The 16,995-nt window shown below is 71.7% G+C and carries 11 protein-coding genes and 1 tRNA gene; 10 read left to right on the top strand and 2 right to left on the bottom strand.

The window, feature by feature from the left end:
• The first annotated feature begins 169 nt into the window (after positions 1-169).
• The 8 genes from AC0VYN_RS01460 (at position 170) to AC0VYN_RS01495 (ending at position 12,553) form a co-directional block, all read left to right on the top strand.
• Positions 170-760, top strand: coding sequence for a small secreted protein (locus AC0VYN_RS01460; RefSeq protein ID WP_475534446.1), 591 nt, complete (start codon positions 170-172; stop codon positions 758-760).
• A gap of 85 nt (positions 761-845) precedes the next feature.
• On the top strand, positions 846-2,360 hold the full coding sequence (locus AC0VYN_RS01465) for a DUF7059 domain-containing protein (RefSeq protein ID WP_475534447.1): 1,515 nt from the start codon (positions 846-848) through the stop codon (positions 2,358-2,360).
• A 196-nt stretch (positions 2,361-2,556) separates the two neighbouring features.
• Positions 2,557-2,754 carry a hypothetical protein gene (locus tag AC0VYN_RS01470; RefSeq protein ID WP_475534448.1) on the top strand — a complete coding sequence of 66 codons (198 nt, stop codon included), beginning with the start codon at positions 2,557-2,559 and terminating at the stop codon, positions 2,752-2,754.
• Between the two features lie 272 nt (positions 2,755-3,026).
• Positions 3,027-5,879 carry a type I DNA topoisomerase gene (gene topA / locus AC0VYN_RS01475; protein ID WP_475534449.1) on the top strand — a complete coding sequence of 951 codons (2,853 nt, stop codon included), beginning with the start codon at positions 3,027-3,029 and terminating at the stop codon, positions 5,877-5,879.
• Between the two features lie 131 nt (positions 5,880-6,010).
• Entirely contained in the window at positions 6,011-9,358 is a 3,348-nt protein-coding gene (gene tmk / locus AC0VYN_RS01480) for a dTMP kinase (RefSeq protein WP_475534450.1), read from the top strand.
• 100 nt (positions 9,359-9,458) lie between these two features.
• Positions 9,459-10,664, top strand: coding sequence for a DNA polymerase III subunit delta' (locus AC0VYN_RS01485; protein ID WP_475534451.1), 1,206 nt, complete (start codon positions 9,459-9,461; stop codon positions 10,662-10,664).
• A gap of 92 nt (positions 10,665-10,756) precedes the next feature.
• Complete coding sequence (locus AC0VYN_RS01490; protein ID WP_475534452.1) at positions 10,757-12,364, top strand: alpha/beta hydrolase; 1,608 nt, start codon at positions 10,757-10,759, stop codon at positions 12,362-12,364.
• Positions 12,365-12,479: 115 nt separating this feature from the next.
• Positions 12,480-12,553 (top strand) — tRNA-Thr (locus AC0VYN_RS01495).
• A gap of 127 nt (positions 12,554-12,680) precedes the next feature.
• Here AC0VYN_RS01495 and AC0VYN_RS01500 read toward each other — a convergent pair.
• Complete coding sequence (locus tag AC0VYN_RS01500) at positions 12,681-14,342, bottom strand: tyrosine-type recombinase/integrase (protein WP_475534453.1); 1,662 nt, start codon at positions 14,340-14,342, stop codon at positions 12,681-12,683.
• Positions 14,339-15,040 carry a helix-turn-helix domain-containing protein gene (locus tag AC0VYN_RS01505; RefSeq protein WP_470593576.1) on the bottom strand — a complete coding sequence of 234 codons (702 nt, stop codon included), beginning with the start codon at positions 15,038-15,040 and terminating at the stop codon, positions 14,339-14,341. The genes AC0VYN_RS01500 and AC0VYN_RS01505 overlap by 4 nt, the downstream gene beginning before the upstream one ends.
• Before the next feature lie 94 nt (positions 15,041-15,134).
• Between AC0VYN_RS01505 and AC0VYN_RS01510 the strand changes: the two genes are divergently transcribed.
• Positions 15,135-15,365, top strand: coding sequence for a hypothetical protein (locus AC0VYN_RS01510; RefSeq protein WP_408061007.1), 231 nt, complete (start codon positions 15,135-15,137; stop codon positions 15,363-15,365).
• 233 nt (positions 15,366-15,598) lie between these two features.
• Positions 15,599-16,900, top strand: a complete 1,302-nt coding sequence (locus AC0VYN_RS01515; RefSeq protein WP_408061008.1) for a DUF3631 domain-containing protein — start codon at positions 15,599-15,601, stop codon at positions 16,898-16,900.
• Positions 16,901-16,995 lie beyond the last annotated feature (95 nt).

Consider the following 16,995-nt stretch of genomic DNA (forward strand, 5'->3'; position numbering starts at 1 on the left):
ACACACAGGCGGGCGGCGCGTACTGACGCGTCGCCCGCCCGTGCGGTGCGTCCGCGCGCTCTCGCGTGAGCCTTCTCTCTCTTGGTGCAAATGGCTTCAATACGGTCTTAACGGATGCTCGTCCTGCGAACGTCCCCCGTCCGGCGTGTATGTTCCGGGGCCGAGAGCCATGGAAGGGACCAATCCGGTGAACAAGAAGCTCGCGGCCGCACTGTCCGGCGGTGCGGTACTGGTACTGGCGCTGACGGGATGCAGCAGCGACGACGGCGACGACAAGCTGGACTCCTGGGCCAAGCAGGTCTGCGACGGGGTGCAGCCGCAGGCGAAGAAGATCGAGTCCGCCAATGCCGCCATCCAGAAGGAGACCTCGGACAACAGCACTCCGGAGCAGGTCCAGAAGACCGACGCGAAGGCCTTCCAGGACATGTCCGACGCCTACAAGGCGATGGCCGCCACGGTCCAGAAGGCCGGGGCGCCGGACGTCGAGAACGGCGAGAAGAAGCAGCAGGACGCGGTCAAGGAGCTCAACGGCCTCTCCGCCTCGTACGCCTCCCTGAAGACGCAGATGGAGAAGCTCGACACCAAGGACCAGGCGAAGTTCGCCGACGGCCTCAAGGACGTCGCCACCGAGCTGAACAAGCTCAGCAAGTCCGGCAGCGACGCGCTGAAGACCCTCGAGGAGGGCGACGTCGGCAAGGCGATGGCCCAGCAGCCCAGCTGCAAGTCGGCGACCCCGTCGGTACCGGTGGCCACGAGCTGACACCGGGGCACGGCGGGGACGGCGGCCCGGGTGCACCGGCCGCCGTCCGGCGGGCGCGCGGCGGAGCGCGGGCCACAATGGGGGAGTGAGTAACGCCAGCCTCTCCCCCCTGCCCTCCGCCGACCGCCCCGACGTCACCGCGCGGCTGCGGGACGCCCTGCTCGGGGCGTCCTTCACCGCCGACGGACTGCTGGAGCTGCTCGGCGCCCCCGCCTACGCGGCACTGTCGCGCAGCGAGGTCGTGCCCGCGCTCCGGGCCACCCGCGGCGACACCCCGCTGGAACTGCTCGTCCGGCTGTTCCTCCTCCAGCAGCCGGTGCCCCACGCGCGCGTGGCGGACGTCCTGCCCGTCGACGCGTGCCTGCGCAGCGGATGGCTCGTGTCCGTCGACGGCGAGCTGGCGGCCACCGTGGACGTGCGGCCGTACGGCGGGCCCGACGGCGAGGACTGGTTCATCGTGTCCGACCTGGGCTGCGCGGTCGGCGGCGCGGGCGGCATCGGCAACCGCGCCGAGGGTGTCGTCCTCGGCGTCGGCGGCGCCTCCACGACCCTCGCCGGCCTCACCGTCCGCACGCCCGTCTCCGCCGCCCTCGACCTCGGCACCGGCTCCGGCATCCAGGCGCTGCACGCCGCCCGGCACGCCACCCGGGTGACGGCCACGGACGTCAACCCGCGCGCCCTGCACATCACCGCGCTCACGCTCGCCCTGTCCGGGGCGCCGGCCGCCGACCTGCGCGAGGGCTCGCTGTACGAGCCGGTCGAGGAGGGGGCCACCTACGACCTGATCGTGTCGAACCCGCCGTTCGTGATCTCCCCGCGGGCCAGGCTGACCTACCGGGACGGCGGGATGGGCGGGGACGATCTGTGCCGCACGCTCGTTCAGCTCACCGGGGAGCGCCTGAACGAGGGCGGGTTCGCGCACTTCCTCGCCAACTGGCAGCACGTGGAGGGGGAGGAGTGGACGGACCGGCTGCGGTCCTGGGTGCCGCGCGGCTGCGACGCGTGGATCGTGCAGCGCGAGGTGCAGGACATCACGCAGTACGCCGAGCTGTGGCTCAGGGACGCGGGCGACCACCGCGGTGACGAGACCGAGTACCGGGCGCGCTACGACGCGTGGCTGGACGAGTTCGAGGCGCGCAAGGTCAAGGCCGTCGGCTTCGGCTGGATCACGCTGCGCAGGACGGCGGCCGCGGAGCCGTCGATCACGGCGGAGGAGTGGCCGCACCCGATCGAGCAGCCGCTCGGCGAGACCGTGCGGGCGCACTTCGCCCGTCTCGACTACCTGCGGGACCACGACGACGCGGCCCTGCTCGAGGCACACTTCGCGCTGGCCGCAGAGGTCGTCCAGGAGCAGGTCGGCCTGCCCGGCGCCGAGGACCCGGAGCACGTCGTCCTGCGCCAGAACCGGGGCATGCGCCGGGCCACCCGGGTCGACACCGTCGGCGCCGGCTTCGCGGGCGTCTGCGACGGCACCATGAGCGCCGGCCGCATCCTGGACGCCATCGCCCAGCTGGTGGGCGAGGACCCGGTGGCGCTGCGCGATCGCACGCCCGCGCAGATCCGGCTGCTGGTGGAGCAGGGCTTCCTGGAACCGGCGTAGCGGTTTTCCGCACCGGTGCGACGACGCGGAAAACCGCCCCGGTGCGCCCCGGCACCGGCGGCGGACCGGGGGGAACGAGCCACGGGCAGGCCCCCGCCGGTTCCCCGTTCACCTCGGGTTCGCCTCCCAGCCGTCCGCGCGTGCCAGCCTCGCGGAGGCTGGGCACTCGCGGACGGAGAAAAGGGGCACGGGGACCATGGAGAGCGGGCCGGCGATCTTCGCGGGAATGGTGTTCGCCCTGTTCGGGGGCGGCCTACTGGTGTGGACCGTGACACGGGTAGGGCACGGCCGGCCCGTCGCGCTGGGTGTGAGGCCCGTCGCATCGGCGACGATCGCGGGGGTCGCCGCGGTGACCGCGCTGGCCGTCGGGGCATGGTGCCTGACGCGCGTGTGAGCGGCCGGATCCGGCCGCCTGTCGCTTTTCTCCCCCGGTAATCGGGGGGCTGCGCTCCGGATACACGCATCCGGGCCGGTGGGCACTCCGGACGCAGGAACCGGGTTCGTCGGGTTACCGTTCGAGTGGCCGTTGCGGGCTTTTCCCGTTTGACACGGGGGCGGGAGGTACCGTCACACTCCGCAGCGTCACGACCGAAATGCAGCACGACCCGACCCCGGGAACACTGCCTGGGTCTGGCCCCCCAGCGTCGACCGGAGAGAAGAGCGAAGTTGTCCCCGACCAGCGAGACCGCGAACGGCGGCCGCCGACTCGTCATCGTCGAGTCGCCTGCCAAGGCGAAGACGATCAAGGGCTATCTCGGTCCTGGCTACGTCGTCGAGGCGAGCGTCGGGCACATTCGCGACCTTCCCAGCGGCGCCGCCGAGGTGCCCGAGAAGTACACCGGCGAGGTCCGCCGCCTCGGTGTCGACGTCGAACACGACTTCCAGCCGATCTATGTGGTCAACGCTGACAAGAAGGCGCAGGTCAAGAAGCTCAAGGATCTGCTGAAGGACTCGGACGAGCTCTTCCTCGCCACCGATGAGGACCGCGAGGGCGAGGCCATCGCCTGGCACCTCCAGGAAGTCCTCAAGCCGAAGATCCCGGTCAAGCGCATGGTGTTCCACGAGATCACCAAGGACGCGATCCGGGCCGCCGTCGCCAACCCGCGCCAGCTCAACCAGAAGCTCGTCGACGCCCAGGAGACCCGCCGCATCCTCGACCGCCTCTACGGCTACGAGGTCTCGCCGGTCCTGTGGAAGAAGGTCATGCCGCGCCTGTCGGCCGGCCGCGTCCAGTCCGTCGCGACGCGGCTCGTCGTCGAGCGGGAACGCGAGCGCATGGCCTTCCGCTCCGCCGAGTACTGGGACCTGACGGGCACCTTCGGCACGGGCCGCGCGGGCGACGCCTCCGACCCGTCGTCGCTGGTCGCCCGCCTCCAGACCGTGGACGGCAGGCGGATCGCGCAGGGCCGCGACTTCGACTCCCTGGGCCGGATCAAGAGCGCGAACACCCTCCACCTCGACGAGGCGAACGCCCGCGCGCTCGCCGCCGCGCTGGAGAACACCCGCTTCGCCGTCCGCTCCGTCGAGTCCAAGCCGTACCGCCGCTCGCCGTACGCCCCGTTCCGTACGACCACGCTTCAGCAGGAGGCCTCGCGCAAGCTCGGCTTCGGCGCGAAGGCGACCATGCAGGTCGCCCAGAAGCTGTACGAGAACGGCTACATCACCTACATGCGTACGGACTCGACGACCCTGAGCGACACGGCGGTCACCGCCGCCCGCGCCCAGGTCACGCAGCTGTACGGCGCCGAGTACCTGCCGGCGCAGCCGCGGACGTACGCCGGCAAGGTCAAGAACGCGCAGGAGGCGCACGAGGCGATCCGCCCCTCCGGCGACCGCTTCCGCACGCCCGCCGAGACCGGACTGACCGGCGACCAGTTCAAGCTCTACGAGCTGATCTGGAAGCGGACCGTCGCCTCCCAGATGAAGGACGCGACCGGCAACAGCGTCACCGTCAAGATCGGCGGCACGGCCTCCGACGGACGGGACGTCGAGTTCAGCGCCTCCGGCAAGACGATCACCTTCCACGGCTTCCTCAAGGCCTACGTCGAGGGCGCCGACGACCCGAACGCCGAGCTGGACGACCGCGAGCGCCGCCTGCCGCAGGTCGCCGAGGGCGACGCGCTGACGGCCGACGAGATCACGGTCGACGGCCACTCCACCAAGCCGCCGGCCCGCTACACCGAGGCGTCGCTGGTCAAGGAGCTGGAGGAGCGCGAGATCGGCCGCCCGTCGACGTACGCGTCGATCATCGGCACGATCCTGGACCGCGGCTACGTGTTCAAGAAGGGCACGGCCCTCGTCCCGTCCTTCCTGTCCTTCGCCGTGGTCAACCTCCTGGAGAAGCACTTCGGGCGGCTCGTCGACTACGACTTCACCGCCCGGATGGAGGACGACCTCGACGCCATCGCGCGCGGCGAGGCCCAGTCCGTGCCGTGGCTGAAGCGGTTCTACTTCGGCGAGGGCACCGGTGAGGGCGCCGTCGCCGCGGCCGACGCCGGCAACGGCGACGGGGACCACCTCGGCGGCCTGAAGGAACTGGTGACCGACCTCGGCGCGATCGACGCCCGCGAGGTGTCCTCCTTCCCCGTCGGCAACGACATCGTGCTGCGCGTCGGGCGCTTCGGTCCGTACGTCGAGCGCGGTGAGAAGGGCACCGAGGAGTACCAGTCCCACGACGTGCCGGACGACCTGGCGCCGGACGAGCTGACCGTCGAGCACGCCGAGGAGCTGCTCGCCAAGCCGAGCGGCGACTTCGAGCTGGGCACCGACCCGGCCACCGGCCACGCCATCGTCGCCAAGGACGGCCGCTACGGCCCGTACGTCACCGAGGTGCTCCCCGAGGGCACCCCGAAGACCGGCAAGAACGCCGTGAAGCCGCGGACGGCCTCGCTGTTCAAGTCGATGTCGCTGGACACGGTGACCCTGGACGACGCCCTGAAGCTCATGTCGCTGCCGCGTGTCGTCGGCACCGACGCCGAGGGCGTCGAGATCACCGCGCAGAACGGCCGCTACGGCCCGTACCTGAAGAAGGGCACGGACTCCCGGTCGCTGACGTCCGAGGAGCAGCTCTTCACGATCACGCTCGAAGAGGCGCTCGCGATCTACGCCCAGCCCAAGCAGCGCGGCCGGGCGGCGGCCAAGCCTCCGCTGAAGGAACTGGGCACCGACCCGGTCAGCGAGAAGCCGGTCGTGGTCAAGGACGGCCGTTTCGGCCCGTACGTCACCGACGGCGAGACCAACGCGACCCTGCGCTCGGGCGACAGCGTCGAGGACATCACGCCGGAGCGCGGCTACGAGCTGCTCGCCGAGAAGCGCGCCAAGGCACCCGCCAAGAAGACGGCGAAGAAGACCGCGGCCAAGAAGACCACCGCCAAGAAGGCCCCGGCCAAGAAGACGGCGGCCAAGAAGACCGCGGCCAAGACCACCGCCAAGAGCACGGCCGCCAAGACGACGGCGAAGAAGGCGACGACCAAGACGGCCACCAAGAAGACGGCCGCCTCCCGGACGTCGGAGGACTGAGCCGGTCCCAGGCCCACGCACGGCACGCTTTCGTTCGCTGAGCGAACGCCCCGGCATCGATTCGGTGTCGGGGCGTGCGTGTGTTCGGCCGGGTACCACGGCCTGTCGGTCGCGCCCGATAGGCTGAACGCATGACGCGAGCCGACCAGCCAACGGCCCCTCACCCCGCCCCGGACGACGCCCTGGTCGCGGACTCCCGCGAGCGCGCCGTCCGCGCCCTGCTGCGCCGGCCGCAGTTGAGGCGGTTGTGGGGCGCACAACTCCTGGGGGGTGTCGGCGACACCCTCGCCCTGCTGGTGCTGGTGCTCCTCGCCGTGCAGGCCGCCATAGGCGCGGGCTCGTTCGGCGGGGGCTACCGGGGCGTGGCGTTCGCAGTGGCGACCGTTTTCGGCGTGCGCATCCTGGCGACGCTGCTCTTCGGCGCGGTCCTGCTCGGCCCGCTCACCTCGCTCACCTCCCAGGACGGTCCGCTCGACCGGCGCTGGACCATGGTGGGCGCGGACGGGCTGCGGGCAGCGCTGCTGATCGTGGCGCCGCTGTGGATCGACTGGACCCCGGACGACGCCCTCGCCGTCCTCCTGGTGACCGGCTTCGTCACCGGCGTCGCCGAGCGCTTCTGGACCGTGTGCCGGGAGAGCGCGGCCCCCGCGCTGCTGCCCGCGCCGCCTCCGGAGGGCGCGACGGTACGGCCCCTGCCGGACCACATGGACGCCCTGCGCCGCCTGTCTCTGCGCACCACCTTCGCGGCGATCCCCCTCGCCGCCGCCGTGCTCGTCGTCGCCGGACTGCTGAACAACCTGCTGGGCACCGGTGTCGACTGGTTCGCCCAGCACCAGGCGGCCCTCGCCTCGTACGTGGCGGCCGGGCTGTTCGCCGCCTCCCTGTCCCTGGTGACCTTCCTCGAACTGCCCGGGACCCGCACGCCGCGCGCCCGGTCGCCGCTGGAGGGCCTGCGCCGCCCGAGGACGGCCGCCGGTGCCGACAAGGGCCGCACCGGCGCCGTGCCGCTGCTGGTGTTCGCCTGCGCGGCCGTCGCCGCCGTCGTGTCCGCCGTGGTCGCCGTGGCGGTGCTGCACGCCAAGGACCTGGGCGGCGGCCCGGTGCTGTACGGGCTGATGGTCGGCGTGCTGACCGGCGGCGTGGTCGTCGGCATCCGCACGGCCCCGGCCCTGCTGCCGTCCCTGTCGCGCCGGCGGCTGCTGTCCCTGGCGATCGCCTTCGTCGGCGTCGCCCTGCTGGCAGCCGGCCTTGTCCCGGACGTCACCACCGTGCTGCTGCTGCTCGCCCTGGCCGGCGGCGGCGCGGGCGTGGCCGCCAACACCGGGCACGCGCTGCTCGACCAGGAGACCGAGGACCAGCGCCGGGCGCGGACGACCGAGCACCTGCACGCCGTCGTCCGGGTCTGCGTGGCGCTCGGCGCGGTGATCGCGCCGGTCGTGGCGGCGGCGATCGGGCCGCACCGGCTGGAGAACGGCAGGTTCGTCTTCGCGCACGGGGGCGCCGCCTTCGTGCTGATGCTGGTCGGCGCGCTGCTGCTGCCGGTCGCCGCGCTGGTGCTGGCCAAGGTCGACGACCGTTCCGGGGTGCCGCTGCGGCACGACCTGCGCGACGCGCTGCTCGGCGGCGACGACCCGGCGCCGACCCCGGCGGCGAACGGTTTCTTCATCGCCCTGGAGGGCGGCGACGGCGCCGGGAAGTCCACCCAGGCGGAGGCTCTCGCCGAGTGGATCCGGGGCAAGGGGCACGAGGTCGTGCTGACCCGCGAGCCGGGCGCCACGCCGGTGGGCAAGCGCCTGCGGTCGATCCTGCTGGACGTGTCGAGCGCCGGTCTGTCGCACCGCGCGGAGGCGCTGCTGTACGCGGCCGACCGCGCGGAGCACGTGGACACCGTGGTCCGGCCCGCGCTGGAGCGCGGCGCCGTGGTCATCTCCGACCGGTACATCGACTCCTCGGTGGCCTACCAGGGTGCCGGGCGCGACCTGTCTCCGACCGAGATCGCCCGCATCAACCGCTGGGCGACCGACGGTCTCGTCCCGCACCTGACGGTCCTGCTGGACGTCCCGCCGGAGACCGCGCGCGAGCGGTTCACCGAGGCGCCGGACCGCCTGGAGTCGGAGCCCGCCGAGTTCCACGCGCGCGTGCGGGCCGGTTTCCTGACGCTGGCCGCCGCCGACCCCGGCCGCTACCTCGTCGTGGACGCGGGCCAGGAGCCCGAGGCCGTCACCACCGTCGTACGGCACCGTCTCGACCAAGTGCTGCCGTTGTCCGAGGCCGAGATCAAGGCTCGGGAGGAGGCGCGCCGCAAGGCCGAGGAGGAAGCCAGGCGGAAGGCCGAGGAGGAGGCCGCGCGCAAGGCCGAGGAGGAGCGCCTGGAGCGTGAGCGCCTCGAGCAGCTGGAGCGGCTGCGCGCCGAGGAGGAGGAGCGCAAGCGGCGCGAGCTGGAGGAGGCGCAGCGGCGCGAGGCCGAGCGGCAGGCCGAGGAGGCCCGGCAGCGGGCCGAGGAAGCCCGCCGGAAGGCGGAGGAGGAGCGGGCCCGGCTCCTCGCGGAGGAGAAGGCCCGCGCCGAGGAGGAGGCCCGCCGCCGCGCCGAGGAGGAGCGGCGCCGCAAGCAGGCCGAGGAGGAGGAGCGGCTGCGCGCCGAGGCCGAGGCCCGGCGCCTGGAGAAGCAGCGCAAGGCCGAGGAGGCCCTGATGCGGGCCGAGGAGGCACGCCGGGCGGCGGAGCGGGCGGCGGCCGCGGCCGCGGCGGGCCCCGGGCCGGCGGCCCCGCCCGCGGCGGACGGCCCCCGGCGCACTCCTGCCGCGCCGGACCCCTCGGACGCGCTGACCGTGCCGACGCCCGTCGTGACGCCGGCCGACGCGGCCGGCGGCTCGGCGGAGGACACGGCGGTACTGCGGCCGGTGCGGGACGCACGGGACGCACGGGACGTAGAGGACGACGACGCGGGCGAAGAGCGCGGCACGGCGGGGGACCGGGCCCGTGGACGCGGCGACGACGACCGGGCGTCCGGCGTGTCCGAGTCCGAGGTGACGGCCGAGCTGCCCGTCCCGCCGGTGCCGTCCGGCGCCGCGGACGAGACCGCGGTGCTGCCGGCGGTGGACCCCCGCGCCGCCGACGAGACGGCGGTCCTGCCGCCCGTGACGCCGGGCGCCGCGGACGAGACGGCGGTGCTGCCCCCCGTGCGCGGGGACGACCCGGCCGACCGGGTGCCGCCGGGCTACTTCCGGGAGGAGGGCCCCGCCGGCCCCGACCGGTCCGGGGAGCCGCAGGAGATCACGCGTGAACTGCCCCAGGTCGACCCCGACCAGGAGCCGCCCCGCCGGCGCCGCTCCGACTGGGCCGAGGAGACACCGCTGGACGACCTGCCCACCCTGGCGGACGAACTGCTCGGCCCGCGGGACGACGACCGCGACGACGACCGGGACAAGGGCCGCGACGGCGACGGCGGAGGCCGCAGGAGGGGCCGGGGGCGGCGCTGACGGCGTCCGCCGGCCGGCGCCCGTTGTCAGAGGCGCCCCCCACAATGGAGGGCGCGGCGCAGAGTGTGCGGCGGAGTGTGACGGAAGGACGGCGTGACCCATGACCGTGTGGGACGACCTCGTCGGGCAGAAGAAGGTGAGCGATCAGCTCGCCGCCGCCGCCCGGGACGCGGACGCCTTCGTCACCGCCGCCGCGACCGACGGTCCTCTTCCCGAGGCGTCGAGCATGACGCACGCCTGGCTGTTCACCGGCCCGCCCGGCGCGGGGGTGACGCGGACGGCACGGGCCTTCGCCGCCGCGTTGCAGTGCGTCAGTCCCGACCGGGCCCTCGGCGGCTCGCCCGGCTGCGGCTTCTGCGACGGCTGCCACACGGCACTCATCGGCACTCACGCCGATGTCAGCACGGTGGTCGCGGTGGGCGCAGAAATTCTCTACCGGGACATGAAGGAGACCGTCCGTAAGTCCTTCACCTCACCCGCGAACGGCCGTTGGCAGGTCATCCTCGTCGAGGAGGCCGAAAGGCTGAACGAGAAGTCCGGCAACGCCGTCTTGAAGGCGGTGGAGGAACCCGCCCCGCGCACTGTCTGGATGCTGTGCGCCCCGTCCGTCGAGGACGTCCTGCCCACGATCCGCTCCCGCTGCCGCCACCTGAATCTGCGCACGCCCCCGGTCGAGGCCGTCGCCGACATGCTCGTCCGGCGCGAGGGCGTCGAGCCGGACATCGCCGCCGCGGCGGCCCGCGCCACGCAGGGGCACATCGATCGGGCCCGCCGCCTCGCGACGGATGAGGCCGCCCGGGACCGCCGGGCCGCCGTGCTGAAGCTGCCGTTGCGAGTCGATGACGTCGGCAGCGCGCTGAGGGCGGCGCAGGAGCTGGTGGACGCGGCGGCGGCAGACGCCAAGGAACTCGCCGAGGAGATGGACAGCAAGGAGGCGGAAGAGCTCAAGGCAGCCCTGGGGGCGGCCCAGGGCGGCCGACTGCCGCGCGGTACGGCGGGGGTGATGAAAGATCTGGAGGAGAACCAGAAGCGCCGCAGAACGCGCACGCAACGCAACAGCCTCGACCTCGCCCTGAGTGATCTCACCACCTTCTACCGGGACATCCTGGCCCTCCAGCTCGGCTCCCGCGTGGCGATCGCCAACGCCGACTCGATGGACGTCCTGGAGCGCCTCGCCCGCGCCGGTTCGCCCGAGTCCACCCTGCGTCGTATCGAAGCGATCGCCGCCTGCGGAGAGGCCCTCGACCGCAATGTGCCGCCCCTGCTCGCGGTGGAGGCCATGACGATGGCGCTCAGAGCGGGCTGACGGGGCGCCGACGGCGGTTGACCGGGGTACTCGTTCGAGGCACGGTCGGCACGTAGGGCGTCCGCGTCGTCGCGGAGAGTTACGCTCGTTGGATGTACACGAGGCGTACCCACCGCAGGACCCGTTCCGGAACGACGCTGCTCGCCGCCGCGCTGCTCGCCACCGCCTGCTCGGCCGGGGGTGCGTCGACGTCGGCCGGCTCCCCTGCCGCGGAGAAGGCGGGCGGAGCGACCGGGACGGCGCGGACGACCCTGGCCCCGCTGCCCGGGGCCACGCCGTCGTCCCTGTCCCCGTACTACGGGCAGAGGCTGAGCTGGCGCGACTGCGGCGTCCCCGGCTTCCAGTGCGCCACGATGAAGGCGCCGCTCGACTACGAGAAGCCGGCCGAGGGGGACGTACGCCTCGCCGTGGCGCGCAAGAAGGCCACCGGCCCCGGCAAGCGGCTCGGCTCCCTGCTGGTCAACCCGGGCGGGCCGGGCGGCTCCGCGGTCGGCTACCTCCAGCAGTACGCCGGCATCGGCTACCCGGCGGAGGTCCGCGCCCGGTACGACATGGTGGCCGTCGACCCGCGGGGCGTGGCCCGCAGCGAGCCCGTGGAGTGCCTCGACGGGCGGAGGATGGACGCGTACACGCGGACGGACTTCACCCCGGACGACACGGGGGAGACCGAGGAGCTGGTCGGCGCCTACGAGGGGTTCGCCGAGGGCTGCGGAGCGCACGCGCCGAAGCTGCTGCGCCATGTCTCGACCGTCGAGGCGGCCCGGGACATGGACATCCTGCGGGCTGTGCTGGGCGACGAGAAGCTGACGTACGTGGGGGCCTCGTACGGCACCTTCCTGGGGGCGACGTACGCCGGGCTGTTCCCGGACCGGGCGGGGCGCCTGGTCCTGGACGGCGCGATGGACCCGTCGCTGTCCGCGCGCCGCCTGAACCTGGAGCAGACGGCGGGCTTCGAGACGGCGTTCCAGTCGTTCGTGAAGGACTGCGTCCGCCAGGCCGGCTGCCCCCTCGGCGGGCCGGGCACCACACCCGGCCAGGCGGGCAGGAAGCTGAAGGCTTTCTTCGACGACCTGGACGCCAGGCCCGTCCCCACCGGTGACCCCGACGGCCGCAGGCTCACCGAGTCCCTGGCAACCATCGGCGTGATCGCGGCGATGTACGACGAGGGCGCCTGGCAGCAGTTGCGCGAGTCGCTGGGCTCGGCGATGAAGCAGCACGACGGCGCCGGCCTGCTGGTGCTGTCCGACAGCTACTACGAGCGCGAGGCCGACGGCAGCTACAGCAACCTGATGTTCGCCAACGCGGCGGTGAACTGCCTCGACCTCCCGCCGTCCTTCTCCACGCCGGACCAGGTGCGCGAGGCCCTGCCCGACTTCGAAAAGGCGTCCCCCGTCTTCGGCGAGGGCCTGGCCTGGGCCTCGCTGAACTGCGCCTACTGGCCGGTGCAGCCCAGCGGCGAACCGCACCGCATCGAGGCCGCCGGCGCCGCCCCGATCGTCGTGGTCGGCACCACCCGCGACCCGGCCACCCCGTACCGCTGGGCCAAGGCCCTGGCCGGCCAGCTCTCCTCGGGCCGCCTCCTCACCTACGAGGGCGACGGCCACACCGCCTACGGCCGCGGCAGCACCTGCATCGACAGGGCGATCAACACCTACCTCCTGCGCGGCACCCCGCCGGCGGACGGCACACGCTGCTCGTGACCACCCCACCGGTCCCTCCCGCCCCGGACCCCCACCTCCGGGGCGGGTGCGAAGCACCCCCGGAAACTGTGTAGACTTACCGACGTTGCTGATCGCACCATGGTGTGCACAGCGCGCCGCCTTAGCTCAGATGGCCAGAGCAACGCACTCGTAATGCGTAGGTCTCGGGTTCGAATCCCGAAGGCGGCTCAGTTGAACCCCAGGTCACATTGCCCGTGACCTGGGGTTTTCTGTTGCTCAGGGCATGACGCGTCACACGGCCTGGGTGCCGAGACTTTGCTTGCGTGAGCGATGCGTGAGCGGAGCCGCTCGGTACCTACTTCTTGGGCTTGTGGCGGGTGGCCTTCTTGGTGGCCTTGGTCTTGGCTTTCGCCTTGTCCTTCTTCGGCTTGCCGCCCTTGCCGGCGCCGGCCCCCTTGGACGCAGCCTTCCTGGCCTTCTCCTTCTTCGCGGCCTTGCGCGCGGCCTTCTCGGCCTCGGCCTTGCGCTGGAGGGGGACGAGCTTCGCGGTCGCCTCGGCGGCACTCTTCCCGACGTGGGGGAGCACGCTCTGGTAGATGTCCCGCGTGATCCGGGTGTCGCTGTGCCCGAGTGTGTCCGACACGATCTTGATGTCGATGTCAGCGGCGAGCATGAGAGTGGCCGCGCCGTGGCGCAGGTCGTGTAGCCGGATCGGCGGGAGGCCGGAGGCGGCGACGAGGCGCTCGAAGAGGTCGGTGACCTTGCCCGGATGGAGCCAGGAGCCGTCTTCCTGCGTGAAGACGTGGCCGGTCTCGACCCAGGCAGTGCCCCACTTCTCGCGGGCTTTGCCCTGCCTCTCGCCGTGGCGCTTCAGGACGTCGACGGTGTCGTCGTCGAGGGCGACCACGCGGGAGCCGCTGTCGGTCTTGGGGTCGGACGCTTCCACTTCCCAGCCGTCCTGGACGAGTTGGGAGGAGACGGTGAGGAAGTGGGTTTCGAGGTTCGTCTCCGACCACGGCTGCCCGCATGCCTCGCCCCGGCGCAGGCCCCGGAAGGCGATCAGGTGCCACATCGCGTACAGCCGGTCCTCAGCGACGAAGTCGAGGAAGGCGCCGGTCTGTTCCGGCGTCCAGACCATCACAGGCGAGGGCTTCTCGCCCGTCTGCTCCCACTTGGCGACCCGCTCGTCGGTCCACACGAGCGCCTTCGGCTTGCGTACGGGGTCGATCTCCACGTGGGCGGCCGGGTTGAACGTGATGATCTGCTGCCCGATCGCGTCGTTCAGAGCCGCGCGAAGGGTCGCCTTCACATGCTGACGGGTGGCGGGGCCGGTGATGCGCCGGAAGGGTGGCATCTCGTCGATCGCGGCCTTCATCGCCTTACGGCGGGCACGGTGCTCTGCGCCCTTCCATGGGACGGTCGCCAACTCGTCAAGTGCGGCTCGGCGTTGGGCGTTGTCCTCCAGGATCTGGGCGTTGGCGTCGCGGATTTCGGTGAACATCTCGCTGAGGTGGCTGACACGTAGTCGGTCCAGGCGCCGGTCGCCGATGCGTGGCTTCAGGTGGACGCGGATGTCGGTCTCGTAGCGGTTGAGGCCGGACTTGCGTATGCGCTTGCCGGCCAGCCAACGGTCGAGCCATTCGGCGACGGTCAGGCTGCCGATGAGGTCCTGACCGGAGTTGAGGCGCCGCCGCGTCTCCTCGACCTCGGGCAGAGGAGACCGCTCGCGGCTGACCTCGGCCAGCATCTCGGCGATGAGTTCGGTGCCCTCGGGGTCGTCCGAGTCGGCGAGCCCGAGGAGCGCGCGTACGTGGTCGAGATCGGCCTGGGCCGTTTTGAGGCTGCCGTATCCGCCACGGGCGAAGGAACGGCGGGTGCCGCCTTCGCGGGGTGAGAGCTCCTGGCGTACGGAGTAGGTGCAGTGGTTCCTGCTGTTGCGCTTGGGGCAGGAGGTGCCGAGTTCCTTGCCGGTCTTCGGGTCCCGGCAGGAGCAGCGGCGGTAGGTGGAGCCCTTCAAAGATCATTCTCCTCGGTGGTGTCGGGGTCGGTGCCGGTCGATTCGATGGCGCTGATGACGTCGGGCCACAGGTATGGGGGCGTGACGCCCTCTTCCTCGATGAAGGCGCGGACCCGGTGCAGGCGTGTCTTGGCCTTCTCGGCGGCTACGGCGGCCTGCGCTTGAGCTCGCAGGGCCTCGGCCTTTCGATCCGCGTTGTTGGCGGTCTTGGCCTGGTAGCGGGCGTGTTCCTCGTCTTGCTGTGCGCGGCGCATCTGCTCCTGCGCGGTGTGGTGGGCGCGGAAATAGCGGAGCATGTCGTCGTCCGCGCCGAGGGCGGTCTCCTCCCCGGTGAACCAGCGCAGCGCGTTCAGCGATGTGGTCGGGTGCTGAAGAGGAAGGCGTTGAACGTCCTCGACGTAGCCCACGGGATAGAGCAGGCAGATGGGCGGGGTGTTCAGCGCCTCGGCCAGCACCATGACGTCGACCAAAGGCAGGTTGGAGCGGCGCCCGGACTCCATGTTGGCGATGACGTTGCGAGGGATCGGGTGGCCGATCTCCTCGCACTTGTCGGCCAAGTCCTGTGCGCTCCATCCCAGTTCCTTCCGTCGTCTGCGGACCTCGGCGGCCACGGTGGCCATGACCTGGTCCACCCACTCCGGGACGTCGTCCCCGTCGTCGGCCTGCTTCTCTCTAGGATGGCTACGGCGTTGTGTCATGGAGACACATTAGCTCGCTTAGCGTTGATTCCAAGACCTGGAGACGGACGCGAAGGTCGCGTTCGCTGTGGGCTCAGTCATGGATGGAGTGCGTATGCGCGAGAACGAAGATGCCGGATGGGCGAAGGGGATGAGTCGCGAGGAGCTTCTGAGGCTTCCGGCGGCCATTGACCTGGAGACGGGTAATAGGGCGCTGGGGCTCGGTCGGAGCAAGGGCTACGAGCTGGCCAAGCGCGGCCAGTACCCGTGCAGGGTGCTTCGACTCGGGAACGCCTACCGAGTAGTGACTGCAGACCTGTTGGCCTTGCTGGGGCTGGCTGCGTGAGGCGTCTGATGCGTCATAAGCCATTCTGCGCTGAGCTGACACAGGAAAGCTGGACTGTGGCATGGCGTGGACGTACTGTCCGTGGTCGCTCGCGGTACCGAAGCCCCCGCGAGCACGGGGAGAGCCTCCGGCGGTGCAACGCCGGAGGCCCCGAGACTCCCCAGCAATCCCGTGAGATCCGACCCGGCGGCAGGGGCGTGCAAGCCCGGCGCCGCCAGACGAGGAGCCGCCCAATGCAACCCGAGAACCCCGACCCCTATTCCGCCTCCGTCCGAGCGGCCTGGCCCGCCACAGCCATCCCCGGCCGGCCCGGCTCGCACCTGCGCCCCGACCAGGCCGACAGTGCCACAGCGGACGCCTACGACGGTCCGGCCGACGGCAGTAGCGAGGCGGACCCGGCGAGGGGCCTGGAGGTCATCCCCGACGGGGAGCCGACGCCGGGCTCGGAGCTATTGGATGAACTCCGCTCCCAGATAGCCCAGTTCGTGATCCCACCCTCTTCCGAGGCGCTGGACGCGATCACCCTGTGGGTGGCGGCGACGCAGCTCCAGCCCGCGTGGCAGCACGCCCCACGACTGGCAGTGGTGGGTCCTGCGAAGCGGTGCGGTAAGTCGCGGCTCCTGGACGTGCTGACCGAGACGGTCAACGAGCCGATGCTTACCATCAACACCACGCCAGCGGCCATCTTCCGCTCGATCAACGAAGAGGAGCCGCCGACCCTGCTGGTGGACGAGGCCGACACCATCTTCGGCCCCAAGGTCGCGGAGAAGAACGAGGAGACACGCGGCCTCCTCAACGCCGGCCACCAGCGCGGCCGGTATGTCACCCGGGTCGTTGGCAACGACCACACCCCGCACAAGTTCGCCACCTTCGCGATGGCGGCCATTGCGGGCATCGGTGACCTGCCGGACACGGTCATGGATCGATCGGTCGTCATCCGCATGCGCCGCCGGGCCGAGGGCGAGAAGGTCAAACCCTTCCGCTCGCGACGCGACATCCCCGCTCTGCACGAGCTACGCGACCGCATCCGCGCCTGGGCCCTCCCACTGCTGGAGGATGCCGCGATCCTGGAGCCGGAAATGCCGGTCGAGGATCGAGCCGCCGACACCTGGGAGCCCCTGGTGATCGTCGCCGACCTGGTCGGTGGTCGCTGGCCACGGCTCGCGCGGATCGCGTGCGCCCGAATGGTCGCCGCCGAGGTGGCGGCCGAGGAGGACCACCCGAGCGGGGCGCGCATCCTCGCCGATATCCGACGGGTCTTCTTCGCCCAGCGAGAGGCGGACAGCCTCTCAACCGAAGACCTTCTGCACCACCTGAACGCGGACGCAGAAGCACCGTGGGGAGAGCGTGGACGCTTCGGGCTGACCTCGCGGGAGCTCAGCGGGATGCTGCGGGACTACGACATCCGGCCCGGCAATGTACGCATGGCCGATCGGACGCAGCGCAAGGGCTACATGCGCAACAAGTTCCTCGACGCCTGGCGGCGGTACTGCCCGACCGTCCACCCCGTCGACGCTCGTCGCGGCGAAGCCTGACCCTCACCTCCCTGGTTGCCGTACTTGCCGTCCCTGCCGTGATCGTGCAGGTCAGGGCACACGCCAGCAAGACGGCAGCCGAGGGCAAGACGGCA

It is taken from the genome of Streptomyces sp. 63XJN7_1_ISO-PGPR-S23-121 (assembly GCF_056173025.1).

Coding starts and splice junctions, on each gene's coding strand:
- AC0VYN_RS01460 (WP_475534446.1), top strand. CDS start 170: ATGGAAGGGACCAATCCGGTGAACAAGAAGCTCGCGGCCGCACTGTCC.
- AC0VYN_RS01470 (WP_475534448.1), top strand. CDS start 2,557: ATGGAGAGCGGGCCGGCGATCTTCGCGGGAATGGTGTTCGCCCTGTTC.
- tmk (WP_475534450.1), top strand. CDS start 6,011: ATGACGCGAGCCGACCAGCCAACGGCCCCTCACCCCGCCCCGGACGAC.
- AC0VYN_RS01485 (WP_475534451.1), top strand. CDS start 9,459: ATGACCGTGTGGGACGACCTCGTCGGGCAGAAGAAGGTGAGCGATCAG.
- AC0VYN_RS01490 (WP_475534452.1), top strand. CDS start 10,757: ATGTACACGAGGCGTACCCACCGCAGGACCCGTTCCGGAACGACGCTG.
- AC0VYN_RS01505 (WP_470593576.1), bottom strand. CDS start 15,040: ATGACACAACGCCGTAGCCATCCTAGAGAGAAGCAGGCCGACGACGGG.
- AC0VYN_RS01510 (WP_408061007.1), top strand. CDS start 15,135: ATGCGCGAGAACGAAGATGCCGGATGGGCGAAGGGGATGAGTCGCGAG.
- AC0VYN_RS01515 (WP_408061008.1), top strand. CDS start 15,599: ATGCAACCCGAGAACCCCGACCCCTATTCCGCCTCCGTCCGAGCGGCC.